The sequence below is a fragment of the Blastococcus sp. TF02A-26 genome, assembly GCF_003319125.1.
Taxonomy (GTDB): Bacteria; Actinomycetota; Actinomycetes; order Mycobacteriales; family Geodermatophilaceae; genus Trujillonella.
The window spans coordinates 372346-388009 of the sequence record NZ_QOHG01000001.1; the positions used below are offsets into that span (position 1 = coordinate 372346).

Consider the following 15664-nt stretch of genomic DNA (forward strand, 5'->3'; position numbering starts at 1 on the left):
GGTCAGGCCACGCCGAGCAGCGCGTGCGCCACCGAGGAGTCCCTGCGGAACTCCTCGGTGGGGGAGCGGTGCACGATCCGGCCCTTGTCCATCACGGCGATCTCGTCGGCGACGGCGAAGGCCAGGTGCAGGTCCTGCTCGACGACGAGCAGGGTCACGCCCTCGGCCTTCATCCGGCCGATCGCCACTCCGATCAGGTCGACGACGGAGGGGGCGAGGCCGTCCGACGGCTCGTCCATGAGCACCAGCCGGGGGTTGGTGAGCAGCGCCCGCGCGATGGCCAGCATCTGCTGCTCCCCGCCGGAGAGCTGGCCGGCGGTGTGCCGGCGCCGCTCGCCGAGCCGGGGCAGGAGCTCCAGCACCCGGTCCATGTCCCACGGTCCCTTCCCCCTGCCCCGGCGCGCGGCCAGGTCGAGGTGCTCGGTGACGGTGAGCGGCGCCCAGGTGCGCCGGCCCTGCGGCACGAGCGCCACGCCGGCGCGGGCGATGACGTCGGGACGGCGGCCGGTCAGGTCGCGGCCGTCGACGTTCACCCGGCCGGCCGACGGGGTCACCAGACCCATGAGCGTGTTGATCAGCGTCGACTTGCCGACGCCGTTGCGGCCCAGCAGGCCGAGCACCCGGCCGTCGAGCAGGTCGAGGTCGACCCCCTGCAGGACGGTGCTGCGCTTGTAGCCGGACTCCAGTGCGCGGACCTCGAGCACTCAGCCCACCTCCATCCCGGGTCGGGAGACGTCGAGGGACGCCGGGCCGTCCAGGAACAGCGCCTCCCGGCCGGTGCCCAGGTAGGCCTCCTGCACCGCGGAGCTGGCCCGCACCTCGTCGGGCGTCCCGGTGAGCAGCAGCTTGCCCAGGTGCAGCACGGTCACCGAGGTGGCGAGCGCGAAGACGACGTCCAGGTCGTGCTCGACGATCACCAGGGTCACGGTGTCCGGCAGCGCCTTGAGCAGCCCGACCAGCCGGGCGCTCTCGGCCGGCGACATGCCGGCCGCCGGCTCGTCGAGCAGCAGCAGCCGCGGCTCGCAGGCCAGCGCGACGGCGACCTCGAGCTGCCGGCGCTCGCCGTGGGAGAGCGCGGAGACCAGCGCGTGCGACCGGCCGGCGAGGCCGACGTCGGTGAGCAGCTCGTGCACGCGGTCCCGGGCGGCCCGCTGGCGGCGCGGCAGCAGCGAGTGCCGGCTTCCCCCGGGCCGGCGCTGGGCGGCCATCAGCACGTTGCGCTCGACGGTCTGGCTGAGGAACAGGCTGGAGTGCTGCAGCGTCTGGCTGATCCCGCGGCGGGCCCGCGCGGGCTCCGACAACCGGGTGACGTCGGAGCCGTCGAAGGCCACCGTGCCCGACGACACCGGCATCGACCCGGTGACCAGCTTGAACAGCGTGCTCTTGCCGGCGCCGTTGGGCCCGATCAGGGCGTGCCGGGCGCCCACCGGCACCGACAGGTCGACGCCGTCGACGGCGGTCAGCGCGCCGAAGCTGCGCGTCACGCCGGACAGCTCGAGCAGACCGTCGCTCATGCCGCCCGCTCCTCTCCGGGGACGATGGACCGGTCGCGGCGGCGCCGGGGGGTGCGCAGGAGCCCGGCGATGCCGGCGAACCCGCGCGGGAGCACGTACACGGCGATCACGAAGACGATGCCGAGGACCAGCGGGCCGTGCCCGTTGAGGTCGGGGCCGTAGTAGTCGCGGACGATCACCACGACCGCCATGCCGAGGACCGGGCCCCAGAGCGTCCCGGCGCCGCCGAGCACCAGCGCCAGCAGCGTGATCGCGCTGAGCGCGAAGCCGGCGTCGACCGGTGAGACCAGCCGGTTGACCTGGGCGAACAGGCCGCCGGCCAGACCGGCGAAACCCCCGGCCAGGACGTAGGCGACGTACTTGTAGCGGAACGGCGTGTAGCCCAGGGACCGCATGCGGCCCTCGTTGTCGCGGATGCCGCGCAGGGCCAGGCCGAACGGGGAGCGGGCGATCAGCCACATCGCGGCGAAGGCGATCACGAAGACCACGAGCACGTACCAGTACGTGTAGGCGATCCGGAAGTCCGCGTCGAACGGCTCGCTGCCGAACCGGACCGACGGCACGCTCATGCCGTTGGAGCCGCCGGTGACGTCGTCGAGCTGGAGCGCCAGCTGGGAGGTGATCTCGCCGATGGCCAGCGTCAGCATCAGGAAGAACACGCCGTGGCTGCGGACGGCCAGCCACCCGGTGAGGACGGCGGCCACCGCGCCGGCGGCGGCGGCCATCAGCACCGGCGTCGGGGCGCTGGGCGTCCAGTGGTCGGCGACCAGCGCCGCGGTGTAGGCGCCCACCCCGAAGTAGGCCGCGTGGCCCAGCGACGGCAGCCCGGTGATGCCGACCAGCAGGTCGAGGCTGACGGCGAAGAGCCCGAACACCAGGATGCGGGTCAGGATGTTGGTCGGGTCCTCGGCCAGGAAGAACGGCACGAAGGCCAGGACGACGAGCACGACGGCCGGCGGCAGGGCGCCCAGCAGCCCGCGCCGGCGGGACGAGGACGGCGGCGACGCGGGGACCGCGGTGGAGCCGGTGCTCGGGGGGACGTCGGTCGTGGGGTGCGCGGTCGCGCTCATGCCGCCACCTTCTTCGGGCCGAAGAGCCCCTGCGGGCGCAGGACCAGGACCAGCGCCAGCGCGCCGAACAGGATGAACGAGGCGAGCTCCGGCAGCAGGGCGCGGCCGAGGGAGTCGACCTGGCCGATCACCATGGCGCCGATGAGGGCGCCCTTGATGGAGCCCAGCCCGCCGATCACGACGACGATCAGGGCCAGCAGGAGGACGGTCTCGTCGAGGCCGGGCCGGACGCCGTAGACCGGGCCGCCGAGGACGCCGGCGACCGTGGCCAGGACCGAGCCGAACGCCAGGACGCCGATCTTGACCTTGCGGTTGTCGATGCCCATCGCCGAGACCATCTCCCGGTCGGCGACGGCGGCGCGGACCAGGGCGCCGATCGACGTCCTCTCCATGACCAGCCAGACGACGACCGCCAGCACCAGCCCGATGCCGATGAGCACCAGCCGGTACAGCGGATAGGTGTTCCCGGCGACCGAGACGCTGCCGTCGAGGCCGGGGGGCGCCCCGATCCGGTAGACGTCGTTGCCGTAGATGATCGACAGGACCTCGGCCACGATCAGCGAGATCCCCAGCGTGAGCAGGGCCTGGTCGAGGATCGGCCGCTTGGCCAGCGGCTCGGTCATCACCGACAGCGTGCCGCCGGCGACCAGCCCGAAGGCGACGGCCAGGCCGAGCGCACCGAGGAACGCGCCCCACGTCGCACCGCCGTCGAGCAGGCTGTAGGCGAGGTAGGCGCCGACCAGGTAGAGGGCGCCGTGGGCGAGGTTGAGCACGTCCATCATCCCGAAGACGATGGACAGGCCCACCGCCAGGATGAACAGCAGCGAGCCGATGGCGAAGCCGTTGAGGATGCTGACCAGGTTCGCGTCGAACCAGTCGGCCATGGAGGGCGCCTTCCGGGAGGGCGGCGTCCGGGGCCGGGCGGGTGCCTCGTGGTGGAGTGCCTCGTGGCGTGCCCGGCCCCGGACGGGGCGTCGGAGGGCCGGGGGTGGGTCCCGACCCGGGATCAGATCGTGCCGTACTCGCCGAGCTCCTCCACGACGCTGTTGATCAGCGTGCCGCCCTCGTCCACGACCTCGCGGAGGTAGATCGTCTGCTTGGGGTTCTGGTCCTCGAACTCCCACGACCCGCGCGGGCTGTCGTCGATCGCGCCGAGGCCGCCCAGCGCCTCGACGAGCGCGTCGCCGCTGACGTCGCCGGCCTCGGTGACGGCGCGGTCGAGCACGTTGGCCGCGTCGAACATCGACATGGCGAAGACGGTCGGCAGGGAGCCGTTGGCCTCCTCGTAGGCCTGGACGAACTCCGCGTTGGCCTCGTTGTCCAGCTCGGTGGAGTACTGCATCGTCGTCCGGATGCCGACCGCCGAGGGGCCCTGGCCCTCCAGGACGCTGCCCTCGGTGAGGAAGCCCGACCCGTAGAGCGGGATCGAGGCCTTGAGGCCGAAGTCGTCGTACTGGTTGACGAACGTGACCGCCTCGCCACCGGAGTAGAAGCAGAAGGTCGCCGCCGCTCCCGACCCCTGGATCTGGGAGAGGAACGGCTGGAAGTCCTGCGTCGTGCCGAACGGGGTGAGCGCGGTGCCGGCGATCGTGCCGCCGCCGGCTTCGAACGCCTCGGTGAAGGCGGTGATGTTCTCCTGCCCGGCCGCGTAGTCGGGGCAGATGATGAAGACCGAGCCGATGTCCTGCCCCGCCAGGTACTCGCCCATCGCGTAGCTGTTCTGCGCGTTGTTGAACGACACCCGCCACACGTACTCGTTGGAGGCGTCGCCGGTGAGGGCGACGGCACCGGCGTTGCCGATGAGGAGCACCTTCTGCTCCTCGGCGAACAGCTCCGCGACACCCAGGGCGGTGGCCGAGTTCACGATGCCGACGACGACGTCGACGTCGGAGATCAGCTGCTGGATGGCGGGGACGCCGGTGTCCGGGCCCTCGCCCTCGTCGGCCGTCACCGTCTCGACGTCGCGCCCGCCGATCTGGCCGTCGTGCTGGTCGAGCCAGAGCTGCCAGCCGGCCTCCATGTCGACGCCCAGCGGCGTGTAGACCCCGGCCTGCGGGATCACCAGGCCGACGCGGATGGGGCCGTCGCTGCCGCCACCGCCGCCGTTGTCGTCGTCGTCGCCCCCGAGGCTGCCGCCGCCGCAGGCGCTCAGGGCGAGGCCGCCGGCCCCCACCCCCACCGCTCCGAGCAGCTGACGACGGGACAGGTCCGGCAAGGCCATGAGGGTCTCCGCGGGGGTGAGCGACGTGCTACAGCAGCACGCCTGTCCTGAGGGATGCTGTAGAGCGCTTCCGACTGTGTCAAGCGCCACAGTGGCCGGGTGCTGACCGTTACCGAGTCGTTGCCCGCGCCCGTCCCCGCCGCCCGGGGGGCGCGGACCGGGCGAGGAAGGATGCCACGATGGGCGACGTGGAGGCAGTCGACGGTCCGTTCGTCACGCGCCGGCAGGAGCTGGGCGCGGCCAGCGCACGGAGCCTCCTGCTCACGGTGCTCGGCGAGTTCGTGCTGCCGGCCGCCCGGCCGGTGTGGACGGCGACGCTGATCGAGCTGCTCGCCGACCTCGACGTCGCCGAGAAGGCCGCCCGCCAGGCGATCATGCGCACCGCGGACTCCGGCTGGATCGAGCCCTCCCGGGTCGGCCGGGAGACCCGCTGGTCGCTGACCCCGGCCGGCACGCGCCTGCTGCGGGAGGGCAGCGAGCGCATCTACGGCTTCGCCACCGACGAGCGGCAGTGGGACGGCCGCTGGCTGGTGGCGCTGGTCGGGGTCCCGGAGAACAACCGCGGGCTGCGGCAGCGGCTGCGCACCCAGCTGGGGTGGGCCGGTCTGGGCTCGCCGGCCCCGGGCACGTGGGTGACGCCGTGGACGGGCCGCGAGCCGGAGGTGCGCGAGGCGCTGGCCGAGCTCGGCCTGCTGGGCGGCAGCTGGACGTTCGTGGCCGGCGCCGGCCGGGTGGGGGAGGAGCGCTCGCTGGCGCGGGCGGCCTGGGACCTCGACGACATCGAGGGCCGCTACGAGGACTTCCTCGAGCTGGTCGGCCGCCGCCGTCCGCGCACCGACCGCCAGGCGCTGGTCGCGCAGGTCAGGCTCGTGCAGGAGTGGCGACGCTTCCCGCTGCTGGACCCCGGTCTGCCCCGCGAGCTGCTCCCGCCGCGGTGGAGCGGCAACCGCGCCGCGGAGGTCTTCCGCGAGCGCCACGCCGCCTGGGCCGACCGGGCCCGGACGGCGTGGCTGGAGCTGGCCCGCGAGGACTGACCGCACGGCGACCGTCCTAGGCGGGCACGGGATGGGCGGCCAGCCACGCGCGGCCGGCCTCGGTGATCACGCGGGCGTCCTTCTCGGCCTGCAGCAGCGGCGGGTCCTGCCGGTACAGCCGGGCGACGAGCTGGTTGTCCGGCGCGAGCTGCCGGGCGATCTGGTGGGCCTCCAGCTTGTGCAGCCGGCCACCGGGCGCCGCGGCGAAGCGCTGCAGCAGCGCGGCCTGCGCCTCCTCCGGGTCCCGCCGGTGCGCCGGTGCCGCCGGGGCGGGCTCCTCGTCCAGCAGCGCGGTGACGGCGCGGGAGAAGGTCTGCACGAGGTCGCGGATCCGGTCGTCGCGCGACGGTGCCGCGGCGTCGCCCCCGGAGCCCTGCCAGGTGCGCTGCGGGTGCCGGCGCAGGTACTCCTGCTCGAGCTCCAGCATGCGCTCGGTGTGCGTGCGGAACTGGTCGGCGGTGCCGTGCAGGAAGACCCAGTGCCGCATGGCGTGCGCGTGGACGCCCTGGCGCTCCAGTTCCTCGTCGGACAGCTCGCGGGCGGGGACCCCCGGTCGGTCGGTCATGGCGCTCCTGTCGGTCGGTCGGCGGGGCGGTCGGGCGGGTGTGATCTGGCTCTCATCGTGCTGCGGGGAGGCCCCGCTGTCATCCGGACGCGGCGGTGCCGGTGGAGACGGCGGCCAGCGCGTCGGCCAGTTCTGCCGGGCGGGTGAACATCGACTCGTGGCTGCCGGGCACGGTCACCGGCGTAACCCCGAGGCGGTCGGCCAGCCGCGGCGCGGCGCCGGCCACCACGTAGCCGCCCCAGCTGTGCCCGACGAGCGTCACGTCGCGGCGGTCGGTCGACTCGACGTGCGCGACCAGCGCGTCGACGCAGTCGGCCAGCGTCACCCCGCGGGGGTCGTCGTCGATCCCGAGCCCGGGGCTGGTCACGGTGCTCACCCGGTGCCCGGCGGCGCGGAGCCGCTGGGCCACCGGTTGCCAGGACCAGCCGCCGTGCCACGCGCCGTGCTGCAGGACGAGGTCGGCCATGTCGTCGTCTCCTTCGCGGGAGGGTCGGCCCGGACGGGCCGCACCGGGGTCAGGCGGTGTGCCGGGCGAGCACCTCGCGCACGTACGGGTCGGCGGCCGCGCCGAGGGCCTCGTGGGCGGCCAGGAACAGGGCGTGCGCCCGCGACCCGGGCCAGCCCTCGGGGAGCAGCTCGGCCGGCAGGTCCGGATCGCGGAAGGGGAAGTGGCGGTAGGTGTAGATGAGCTCGATCCGCCGGCGCAGCGCCTCGGGTCCGGGCAGCGCGGCGAGCTCCGCGGCCGGCGGCAGCCCCTCGAGCTCGGCGACCAGCTCGGCGTAGTCGCGGCCGAGGGTGTCGAGGTCCCAGCAGCGGGCCGCCATGCGCCGGTCGGCGTCGCGGCCGCCGCTGCGGGCGGTCAGCAGCTCCACGCGGGTGGCCGACGTGCCGGCCAGCGCCTCGGCCGCCGCCTCCAGCCGCGGGTGCGGGCTGGTCCACACCGAGGGGGCGAGCGGCCCGAAGCCCAGCCAGGCCAGCGACCGGCGCACCCGCTCGCGCTCGCCGCGCTCGGCCTCCGGGACGGTGTAGAGCACCATCCGCCACTCGCCGTCCCACTCCGCCGTCCCGCGGTCGAGGATGCGGCTGCGCCCCTCGTCGAGCAGCCGCCGGCTCCGCTCGGTCAGCTCGTAGACGGTCTGCCGGCCCTCGCGGCGGGTGGTGAACCACCCCTCCCGGCGCATCCGGGAGAGGACGACCCGGGCGGTGCTCTCGCCGATGCCGAAGACGCCCAGCAGCTCGCCCAGCGCCTGCATCCGGGCGGCGCCGCCCAGGTCGCGGAGGTGGTCGCCGAAGAGGTCGACGACGACCGAGCGTGGCTTCACCGCGGCGGCTCCTCGGCGGTCGGTGGCCTCTGTTGCGTCGGTACCAATGTGTGTCAGCATCGGGCCGTCCGTCAAGCAGATGACACATGGGCGTCGGGCGAGAGCCCGGACCGAGGGGGACCGATGCGGATCGCGGTGCTCGGTGGCGGCCCCGGCGGCCTCTTCGCCGCCGCCCTGGCCAAGAGCGCGGACCCGGCGCGGGAGGTCACGGTCCTCGAGCGCAACCGCGCCGAGGACACCTTCGGCTTCGGGGTGGTGTTCTCCGACGCGACGCTGGCGGAGATCCACGCCGCCGACCCGGTGCTGCGCACCGCGCTCACCGAGCACGGCGTGCACTGGGACCCGATCGAGGTCCGCCTGCACGGCGAGCGGCTCTCCTGCGGCGGCAACGGCATGGCCGCGGTCGAGCGGCGCACGCTGCTGCGGCTGCTGCAGGAACGGGCTCTCGACGCCGGCGTCGACGTGCGGTTCAGCACCGAGGCCGACCCCGACGAGCTGCTCGCCGCCGGCTACGACCTGGTCGTCGCCGCGGACGGCGCGAACTCGCGGCTGCGCAACCGGTTCCCCGAGGTCTTCGGCGCCACGGTCGAGACGGCGACGGCGAAGTTCGTCTGGCTGGGCACCACCTACCCGTTCGACGGGCTGACCTTCGTGCACGAGCGCGGCCCGCACGGGGTGTTCGCGGTGCACGGCTACCCGATCGGCAACGGCGTCTCGACGTTCATCGTGGAGACCGACGAGGCCTCGTGGCGGGCGGCCGGCCTGGACGCGTTCGACGTCACCCAGCCGCCGGGGCCCAGCGACGAGCGGACCCGGGACTACCTGCAGGAGCTGTTCGCCCCGCAGATCGACGGCGCCCCGCTGCTGGTCAACAACTCGCGGTGGTCGAACTTCCGCACGCTGCGCACGGCCCGGTGGACCCACCGCGCCGGCGGCACGGGCATCGCGCTGCTCGGCGACGCCGCGCACACCGCGCACTTCTCCGTCGGCTCCGGCACCAAGATGGCGATGGAGGACGCGATCGCCCTGGTCGCGGCCCTGGAGCAGCACGGCGACGACGTGGACGCGGCGCTGGCGACGTACGCCGAGGTCCGCCGGCCGCAGGTGGCGAGGATCCAGGACTCGGCGCGGCCCAGCCTCTCCTGGTGGGAGCACTTCGGCCGCAGCCACGACGCGATGCCGCCCTGGCAGTTCGCCTACCACTTCCTCACCCGCAGCCTGACCGACGCCAAGCTGCGCCGCCGCGACGCCGGCTTCGTCGACGGGGTGCACCGCGCGTGGCAGGCCGAGCACGGGGCGCCGCCGCTGGAGAGCCCGTTCGAGGTGGCCGGCCGGCGGCTGCCCGGCCGGGTGGTCGACGGCGTGGCGGACCTGCCCGCCGCCGCGGTGGCCGCGCCCGCCGAGGAGGCCGGGATGCCCGCCGCTCTGGCCGCGGTGGCCCGGGCCGCGGCCGACGGCGCCCCGCTGGTCGCGGTCTCCGGCGGCACGCCGCTCACCCGGCGGCTGTTGTGCGAGGCCGCCCGGCTGGAGCACCGGGTGCCGGCGCTGCTGGTGGAGGAGGCCGACGACGACGTCCGGCTGACCGCCGTCCTCTCCGGCCGCGCGGACCTGGTCGCCGCGCCATGACCGACCGGCTCGCCCCGCTGTTCGCCCCGCGCGGCATCGCCGTCGTCGGCGCCTCGGCCGACCCGGCCAAGCTCGGTGCGGTGATGGCCCGGTCGCTGGCCGGCTTCCCGGGGACCGTCGCCGGGGTCAACGCCCGCGACGTCGACCCCGCGGCCGGCCGCTGGGCCTCGGTCGCCGACGCCGCGGCCGACGCCGCGGACCCGATCGACCTCGCGGTGCTCTGCGTGCCCGCGGCCGTCTCCGCGCGGGCGCTGGCCGAGGCCGCCGAGGGTGGGGTGCGCGCGGCTCTCGTCTGCTCCGGGGGCTACGCCGAGGCCGGCGGTCCGGGCGTCGGGTTCCAGGCCGACCTGGTCGCCGCGGCGGCCGACACCGGCGTGGCGCTGCTGGGTCCCAACACCTCCGGCTTCCTCGCCCCGGGCCGGGCGCTCACCGCCTCCTTCGTGCCCGGTGCCGCCGCGGTGGCCGCCGGCCCGGTGGCGGTCGTCGCGGCCAGCGGCGGGGTCAACCACGCGCTGGCGTTCCTGCTGGCCGAGGCCGGGCTCGGCGTCTCCCTCGCGGTGGGGCTGGGCAACGCGGTCGACGTCACCGCCGCCGACGTGCTGGCCCACGTGGCGGCCGACCCCGCCACCCGCGCGGTCGCGTTGCACGTGGAGTCGGTGACCGACGGGGCGGCGCTCGTGGCCGCCGTCCGCGCCGCGACCGCGCGGGTGCCGGTGGTCGCGCTGGTGGTCGGCCGCAACGACGTCGCCGAGTTCGCCCGGTCGCACACCGGCGCGCTGGCCACCTCGTGGCGGACCACCCGCGCCGCGCTGCGGGCCGCGGGCGCGGTCCTGGTGGACGACGAGCGGCAGCTGGTCGACGCGGTCACCGCCCTCTCGGCTCTGCGGCTGGACCCGTCCGCGGCGCCCGGCGTCGGCGTGGTGACGGCTCAGGCCGGGCCGGGGCTGCTGCACGTCGACGGACTGCGCGGCCACGGGATCGCCGTCCCGCCGTTGGCGCCGGGTACCCGCGAACGGCTGGCCGGGCTGCTGCCGCCGCTGACCTACCAGGCCAATCCGGTCGACACCGGCCGCCCGGGCCCCGGCTTCGCCGACGTGCTCGCCGCGGTCGCCGCCGACCCGGCCGTCGACCTGGTCAGCGCCTACGCCCTCGCCGAGCCCGACGCGCTCGACCTCCCCGCGGCGGTGGCCGCCGCGGGTGCCCGGGCCCTCGTGGTCGGCCTCGGCGGGCCGGCGGTGCAGGTCGAGCCGCAGCGCCGGGCGCTGCGCGAGCTCGGCGTGCCCGCGGTGACCAGCCCCGCCGCGCTGACGGCCGCGGTCGCGGCGCTGGTCGACGACGCCCGCGCCCGCGCCACCGCCGCGGAGTCCGTCCCCGTCGCGCGGGCGGAGGACCGCGTGTACCGCGATCTCGACGAGGACGAGGCGAAGACGCTGCTCGCCGGCCTCGGCATCGCCTGCCCACCGCGCCGCGCGTGCGCCGACCGGGCCGCCGCCCACGCGGCGCTGGTCGAGCTGCCCGGGCCCGTGGCGGTCAAGCTGCTGGACGCCGCGGTGACGCACAAGAGCGACGTCGGCGGCGTGGTCCTCGGGGTGCGCGACCCGGCCGGCCTCGACGCCGCCCTCGACGCGCTGGAGGCCGCGGGGGCGCGCCGGTTCCTCGTGGAGTCGATGGCGCCGCCGGGCGTGGACCTCGTCGCCGGGGCGAGCCGGGACCCGGTGTTCGGCCCGACCGTGCTGCTCGGGCTGGGCGGTGTGGCCGCCGAGGCGCTGGCCGACGTCGCCGTCGCCCCGGCCCCGCTGACGGCTGCCATGGCCGGCTCCCTGGCCGACGAGCTCGCCGGGCGGGCGCTGCTCGACGGCTTCCGCGGCGGGCCGGTGGCCGACCGGGCGGCGCTCGGCGCGGTGCTGGCCACCCTCGGGGACCTGCTGGCCGCGCACCCCGAGCTCGACGCGGTGGAGGTCAACCCGCTCCGGGTCACCGCGGACGGGCTGCTCGCGCTGGACGCCGTGGTGACCCTCCGGGAGGCCGACCGATGGAGCTGACCACCGCCACCCCGATCGCCGCGGGCACCGTGCCGTGGCCGGAGGAACTGGTCCGGGAGTACACCGCGCGGGGGTGGTGGCGCGGCCGCCCGCTCGGCGCCGACCTGTACGAGGTCGCCGACACCCGGCCCGACGAGGTCGCGCTGGTCGACGGCTCCACCGACGGGGACGGCGTCCGGTTGACCTCGGCCGGGCTGATGGCCCGGGCCGACGCGCTGGCCTCCCGGCTGGTCGACGACCTCGGGCTCCGCCGTGAGGACCGGGTCGTCGTCCAACTGCCCAACTGCTGGGAGTTCGTCGTCCTGACGTTGGCCTGCCTGCGCGCGGGCGTCGTCCCGGTGATGGCGCTGCCGGCGCACCGCGAGGCCGAACTGGCGTACCTCGCCGCGCACAGCGAGGCGGTGGCGATCGCGGTCCCCGGCGAGCTGCGCGGCTTCGACCACCAGGAGATGGCCGCCGGGCTGGTCGCCGGCTCGGACACCCTGCGGCACGTGCTGGTCGTGGGCGACGACGTCCGCCACCGCAGCACCGGCCTGACCGCGCTGTGCGCGCCGCCGGCCGACCAGGCCGCCGAGCGCGCCCGCTGGGACGCCGACCCGCCGGACAGCCGCTCGGTCGCGGTCTTCCTGCTGTCGGGCGGGACGACGGGGCTGCCCAAGCTCATCGCGCGGACCCACGACGACTACTCCTACAACGCCCGGCGCAGCGCCGAGGTCTGCGGCTTCGGTCCCGACACCGTCTACCTCGTCTCGCTGCCCGCCTCGCACAACTTCCCGCTCGCCTGCCCGGGCATCCTCGGCGCGCTGCTCGCCGGCGGCCGGGTCGTCACGCTCGCCTCGCCGGAGCCCGAGCGGGCCTTCGCGACCATCGCCGCCGAGGGCGTCACGGACACCGCGGCCGTGCCGGCGGTCGCCCAGCGCTGGCTGGCGCACGCCGCCGAGGTCGGCGCGGAGCAGGTGGCGTCGCTGCGCGTGCTGCAGGTCGGCGGCGCGCGGCTGGCCGACGAGGTCGCCCGCCGGGTCCGCCCGGTCCTGGGCGCGACCCTGCAGCAGGTGTTCGGCATGGCCGAGGGGCTGCTCAACTACACCCGGCTCGACGACCCCGAGGACGTCGTCTGCACGACGCAGGGCCGGCCGATGAGCGAGGGCGACGAGGTGCGGATCGTCGACGAGGACGACCGCGACCTCCCCGACGACGTGCCCGGGGCGCTGCTCACCCGGGGCCCCTACACCCCGCGCGGCTACTACCGGGCCGCCGAGCAGAACGCCCGCGCCTTCACGCCGGACGGCTGGTACCGCAGCGGGGACGTCGTCCGCCGCCGGGCCGACGGGAACCTCGTCGTCGAGGGTCGCGACAAGGACATGATCAACCGCGGCGGGGAGAAGATCAGCGCCGAGGCGGTGGAGAACGTCGTCTACACGCTGCCGCAGGTCGCCCAGGTCGCCGCCGTGGCGATGCCCGACCCCGAGCTGGGGGAGCGGGTGTGCGTGTACGTCGTCCCCGAGCCCGGCGCGGCGCTGACGCTGGACGAGGTGCGCGCGGCGTTCGCCGCCGCCGGCGTCGCCCGCTTCACCTGGCCCGACCGGCTGGAGCTGGTCGGCGAGCTGGCCACCACCAAGGTGGGCAAGATCGACAAGAAGGCGCTGCGGGCGGACCTGGTGGTCCGGCTCGCCGCCGACCGTCCCGAGGAGGACACCTGATGCGCCTGGCCACCGTCCGCACCGCCGAGGGCACCCGCGCCGTCCGGGTCGACGCCGACCGCGCCGTGGAGACCGGGCACGCCGACGTCGGCGAGCTGCTGGCCGTCGAGGGCTGGCGGGCCGTCGCCGAGGCCGCCGACGGCCCGGCGCACGACCCCGCCGGCCTCAACTACGCGCCGGTCGTCCCGCGGCCGGGCAAGGTCGTCTGCGTCGGCATCAACTACGGCGCGCACATCGCGGAGATGGGGCGGGAGACCCCCGAGCACCCGACGCTGTTCGCCAAGTACGCGGAGGCGCTGATCGGCGCGAACGACGACGTGGTGCTGCCGGCCGCCTCGCAGGCGGTGGACTGGGAGGCCGAGCTGGCCGTCGTGATCGGGTCGACCGTGCGGCACGCCGACGAGGCCGCTGCCACCGCCGCGATCGCCGGCTACTCGGTGCTCAACGACGTCACCGCCCGCGACTGGCAGTACCGGACGCTGCAGTGGCTGCAGGGCAAGACCTTCGAGGCGACGACGCCCTTCGGCCCGCACCTGGTGACCCCGGACGAGGCGGGGGAGGGGCTGGACCTCAGCTGCGCCGTCGACGGCGAGGTCGTGCAGACGGCCAACACCGCCGACCTCGTGTTCGGCGCCGCCGCGACCATCGCCTACGTCTCCACGATCCTCACCCTGCGGCCCGGCGACGTCCTCGCCCTCGGCACCCCCGGCGGCGTGGGCCACGCCCGCAAGCCGCCCCGCTACCTCGCGCCGGGCCAGGTGCTGACCACCGCGATCGCCGGGCTCGGCGAGTGCCGCAACACCTGCGTGGCGGAGCGGTGACCGCCCGGGAGTGGTGGGCCGACGGCGAGCGCACCCTGGGGACGGCGCTGGGCCGGCTCGTGCCGCACGAGTACGCCGAGCCCTCGCTGCTGCCCGGCTGGACCCGCGCGCACGTCCTCGCGCACGTCGCGGGCAACGCCGACGCGGTGACCAACCTGCTGCACTGGGCGCGGACCGGCGTGGAGACGCCGATGTACCCCTCCGCCGAGGCGCGGGACGCGGAGATCGAGCGCCGGGCCGCGCTGGCGCCGCCCGAGCTGGAGGCCGAGGTGCTCGCGGCCACCCGGGAGCTGGCCGAGGCGGTCGCGTCCCTGCCGGAGGAGGCGTGGACCGCCGAGGTGCGCACCTTCCAGGGGCGCACGGTGCCCGCGACCGAGGTCTTCTGGATCCGCGCCCGGGAGGTGTGGGTGCACGCGGTCGACCTCGACGCCGGCGTGGGGTTCGCCGACGCCCCCGAGGAGCTGCTGGCCGCGGTGGTCGACGAGGTGTTCGGGGCGTGGTCGCGCCGGGGCGCCGTCCCGGCGGTCACCGTGTTCGCCGGCGACCGGGAGTGGGGCAGCGGCGGGGTGGCGGTGGCGGGCTCGCTGGCCGATGTCGCGGGCTGGGTCACCGGGCGGACGGCGGGGGAGGGGCTGCGCTGCGACGGCCCGCTGCCGGCCCTGCCCCGGTGGATCTGACGGGTTACGGTCGGTTCCCGTGCTCGACGGACACGTCCTGGTGGACGCCCACGTCCACGTCCCGCTGCTCGACACCCTCGCCCCGGCCTGGGTCGACTGGGCCCGGCAGTTCGGCCGGCCCGGCATCCTCGAGGAGATCTGGCGCCCCGACGGCAGCCCGGACCCGGCTGCGCTGGACCGGCACATGGCCGACGAGGGCGTCGACGTCGCCCTGCTCTTCTGCGAGTACAGCCCCAAGGCCACCGGCTATCAGCGCTTCGACGACTTGCTGCCGCTCGTGGAGCACAACCCGCGGCGGTTCCGGCCGGTCGCCAACGTCAACCCGCACCTGCACCACCCGATCGCGAGGGAGCTGACCCGGCAGCTGGACCTCGGCGCCGCGGCGCTGAAGATCCACCCGGTGCACGGCGGGTTCCGGGCCGACGACGCGATGATGTACCCGGCCTACGCGGTGCTGGTGGAGCGCGGCGTGCCGCTGGTCGTGCACTCGGGCACGAGCACCTTCCCGGGGTCGACCAACTCCTACGCCGACCCGGTGTACCTCGACGCCGTCGTCCGCGACTTCCCGGACCTGCAGGTCGTGCTCGCCCACGGCGGCCGCGGCTGGTGGTACGACGCCGCGGCCTTCCTCGCCGTCTCCCGGCCCAACGTCTGGATCGAGCTCTCCGGCCTGCCCCCGCGGCGGCTGCCCGAGTACTACGCCCGCTTCGACCTGGCGCGGTTGTCGCGGAAGTTCATCTACGGCACCGACTGGCCCGGCGTCCCCGGCCAGGCGGCCAACGCCCGCGCGATCGCGGCGCTGGACATCCCCGAGGACGTCGTCCCGCTCGTGCTCGGCGGCAACGCGCTGCGCGTCTACAGCGGCCTCGACCCCGCGGTCTGACCCGTCCCGCGCCGGCGCGCCCACCTCTCCTCCCGGACGCTCGGGCTCTGCCCACACCCGTGGGCAGAGCCCGAGCGCGCGCGGAGGACACCCGCCGGTCCGCTCGTCCTCAACCAAAGGGTTGACAATGCGTCGCTATCGGTCCTAGCGTCTTCCTCAACCGGTTGGTTGAGCAAGGAGGAGGGCGGC

General features: G+C 75.5%; 15 protein-coding genes. 7 read left to right on the forward strand and 8 right to left on the reverse strand.

Translation table 11 applies throughout. The features are described 5' to 3' along the window. Positions 1-2 precede the first annotated feature (2 nt). The 5 genes from DQ240_RS01810 to DQ240_RS01830 all read right to left on the reverse strand — a co-directional run bounded on the left by DQ240_RS01810 (position 3) and on the right by DQ240_RS01830 (position 4805). The gene (locus DQ240_RS01810; protein WP_113837894.1) at positions 3-704 is read right to left on the reverse strand and encodes an ABC transporter ATP-binding protein; all 702 of its coding nucleotides are present in this window, start codon (positions 702-704) and stop codon (positions 3-5) included. After that, positions 705-1514, reverse strand: coding sequence for an ABC transporter ATP-binding protein (locus tag DQ240_RS01815; protein ID WP_113837895.1), 810 nt, complete (start codon positions 1512-1514; stop codon positions 705-707). It lies immediately after the preceding gene. Continuing rightward, positions 1511-2584 carry a branched-chain amino acid ABC transporter permease gene (locus tag DQ240_RS01820; protein ID WP_113837896.1) on the reverse strand — a complete coding sequence of 358 codons (1074 nt, stop codon included), beginning with the start codon at positions 2582-2584 and terminating at the stop codon, positions 1511-1513. The genes DQ240_RS01815 and DQ240_RS01820 overlap by 4 nt, the downstream gene beginning before the upstream one ends. Beyond that, a complete protein-coding gene (locus DQ240_RS01825; protein WP_113837897.1) occupies positions 2581-3468 on the reverse strand; it encodes a branched-chain amino acid ABC transporter permease in 888 nt (295 codons plus the stop codon). The genes DQ240_RS01820 and DQ240_RS01825 overlap by 4 nt, the downstream gene beginning before the upstream one ends. A gap of 122 nt (positions 3469-3590) precedes the next feature. Further along, positions 3591-4805: an ABC transporter substrate-binding protein gene (locus tag DQ240_RS01830; RefSeq protein WP_113837898.1), complete on the reverse strand. Its 1215-nt coding sequence runs from the start codon at positions 4803-4805 to the stop codon at positions 3591-3593. Between the two features lie 188 nt (positions 4806-4993). Here DQ240_RS01830 and DQ240_RS01835 point away from each other — a divergent pair, with 188 nt between their 5' ends. Beyond that, positions 4994-5839: a PaaX family transcriptional regulator C-terminal domain-containing protein gene (locus DQ240_RS01835; RefSeq protein ID WP_199588973.1), complete on the forward strand. Its 846-nt coding sequence runs from the start codon at positions 4994-4996 to the stop codon at positions 5837-5839. 16 nt (positions 5840-5855) lie between these two features. On the opposite strand, the gene DQ240_RS23505 is transcribed toward DQ240_RS01835, so the two are convergent. The 3 genes from DQ240_RS23505 to DQ240_RS01850 form a co-directional block, all read right to left on the reverse strand. Then, positions 5856-6404 carry a DUF6158 family protein gene (locus DQ240_RS23505; RefSeq protein WP_199588974.1) on the reverse strand — a complete coding sequence of 183 codons (549 nt, stop codon included), beginning with the start codon at positions 6402-6404 and terminating at the stop codon, positions 5856-5858. A gap of 79 nt (positions 6405-6483) precedes the next feature. Next, positions 6484-6870 carry an alpha/beta fold hydrolase gene (locus DQ240_RS01845; protein ID WP_113837900.1) on the reverse strand — a complete coding sequence of 129 codons (387 nt, stop codon included), beginning with the start codon at positions 6868-6870 and terminating at the stop codon, positions 6484-6486. A 49-nt stretch (positions 6871-6919) separates the two neighbouring features. Further along, positions 6920-7726: a PaaX family transcriptional regulator C-terminal domain-containing protein gene (locus DQ240_RS01850; protein WP_113837901.1), complete on the reverse strand. Its 807-nt coding sequence runs from the start codon at positions 7724-7726 to the stop codon at positions 6920-6922. 123 nt (positions 7727-7849) lie between these two features. On the opposite strand from DQ240_RS01850, the gene DQ240_RS01855 reads away from it, so the two are divergent. From DQ240_RS01855 to DQ240_RS01880, 6 genes are read left to right on the forward strand one after another with little or no spacing between them, the layout of a single operon-like run. Next, entirely contained in the window at positions 7850-9352 is a 1503-nt protein-coding gene (locus DQ240_RS01855; protein ID WP_113837902.1) for an FAD-dependent monooxygenase, read from the forward strand. Beyond that, complete coding sequence (locus DQ240_RS01860; protein WP_113837903.1) at positions 9349-11394, forward strand: acetate--CoA ligase family protein; 2046 nt, start codon at positions 9349-9351, stop codon at positions 11392-11394. Before DQ240_RS01855 ends, DQ240_RS01860 begins: the two co-directional genes overlap by 4 nt. After that, the gene (locus tag DQ240_RS01865) at positions 11385-13094 is read left to right on the forward strand and encodes a (2,3-dihydroxybenzoyl)adenylate synthase (protein ID WP_113837904.1); all 1710 of its coding nucleotides are present in this window, start codon (positions 11385-11387) and stop codon (positions 13092-13094) included. The genes DQ240_RS01860 and DQ240_RS01865 overlap by 10 nt, the downstream gene beginning before the upstream one ends. Next, a complete protein-coding gene (locus DQ240_RS01870; RefSeq protein ID WP_113837905.1) occupies positions 13094-13915 on the forward strand; it encodes a fumarylacetoacetate hydrolase family protein in 822 nt (273 codons plus the stop codon). The genes DQ240_RS01865 and DQ240_RS01870 overlap by 1 nt, the downstream gene beginning before the upstream one ends. After that, entirely contained in the window at positions 13912-14592 is a 681-nt protein-coding gene (locus DQ240_RS01875) for a maleylpyruvate isomerase family mycothiol-dependent enzyme (protein ID WP_158548484.1), read from the forward strand. Before DQ240_RS01870 ends, DQ240_RS01875 begins: the two co-directional genes overlap by 4 nt. Before the next feature lie 19 nt (positions 14593-14611). Then, positions 14612-15475 (forward strand): amidohydrolase family protein, encoded by an 864-nt coding sequence (locus tag DQ240_RS01880; protein ID WP_113837907.1) that lies wholly within the window; start codon positions 14612-14614, stop codon positions 15473-15475. Positions 15476-15664: the final 189 nt, after the last annotated feature.

Excerpts from the sequence above, each read along its gene's own strand:
- DQ240_RS01855 (WP_113837902.1), top strand. The coding sequence starts at position 7,850 with ATGCGGATCGCGGTGCTCGGTGGCGGCCCCGGCGGCCTCTTCGCCGCC.
- DQ240_RS01865 (WP_113837904.1), top strand. The coding sequence starts at position 11,385 with ATGGAGCTGACCACCGCCACCCCGATCGCCGCGGGCACCGTGCCGTGG.
- DQ240_RS01845 (WP_113837900.1), bottom strand. The coding sequence starts at position 6,870 with ATGGCCGACCTCGTCCTGCAGCACGGCGCGTGGCACGGCGGCTGGTCC.
- DQ240_RS01820 (WP_113837896.1), bottom strand. The coding sequence starts at position 2,584 with ATGAGCGCGACCGCGCACCCCACGACCGACGTCCCCCCGAGCACCGGC.
- DQ240_RS01830 (WP_113837898.1), bottom strand. The coding sequence starts at position 4,805 with ATGGCCTTGCCGGACCTGTCCCGTCGTCAGCTGCTCGGAGCGGTGGGG.
- DQ240_RS01815 (WP_113837895.1), bottom strand. The coding sequence starts at position 1,514 with ATGAGCGACGGTCTGCTCGAGCTGTCCGGCGTGACGCGCAGCTTCGGC.
- DQ240_RS01870 (WP_113837905.1), top strand. The coding sequence starts at position 13,094 with ATGCGCCTGGCCACCGTCCGCACCGCCGAGGGCACCCGCGCCGTCCGG.
- DQ240_RS23505 (WP_199588974.1), bottom strand. The coding sequence starts at position 6,404 with ATGACCGACCGACCGGGGGTCCCCGCCCGCGAGCTGTCCGACGAGGAA.
- DQ240_RS01825 (WP_113837897.1), bottom strand. The coding sequence starts at position 3,468 with ATGGCCGACTGGTTCGACGCGAACCTGGTCAGCATCCTCAACGGCTTC.
- DQ240_RS01860 (WP_113837903.1), top strand. The coding sequence starts at position 9,349 with ATGACCGACCGGCTCGCCCCGCTGTTCGCCCCGCGCGGCATCGCCGTC.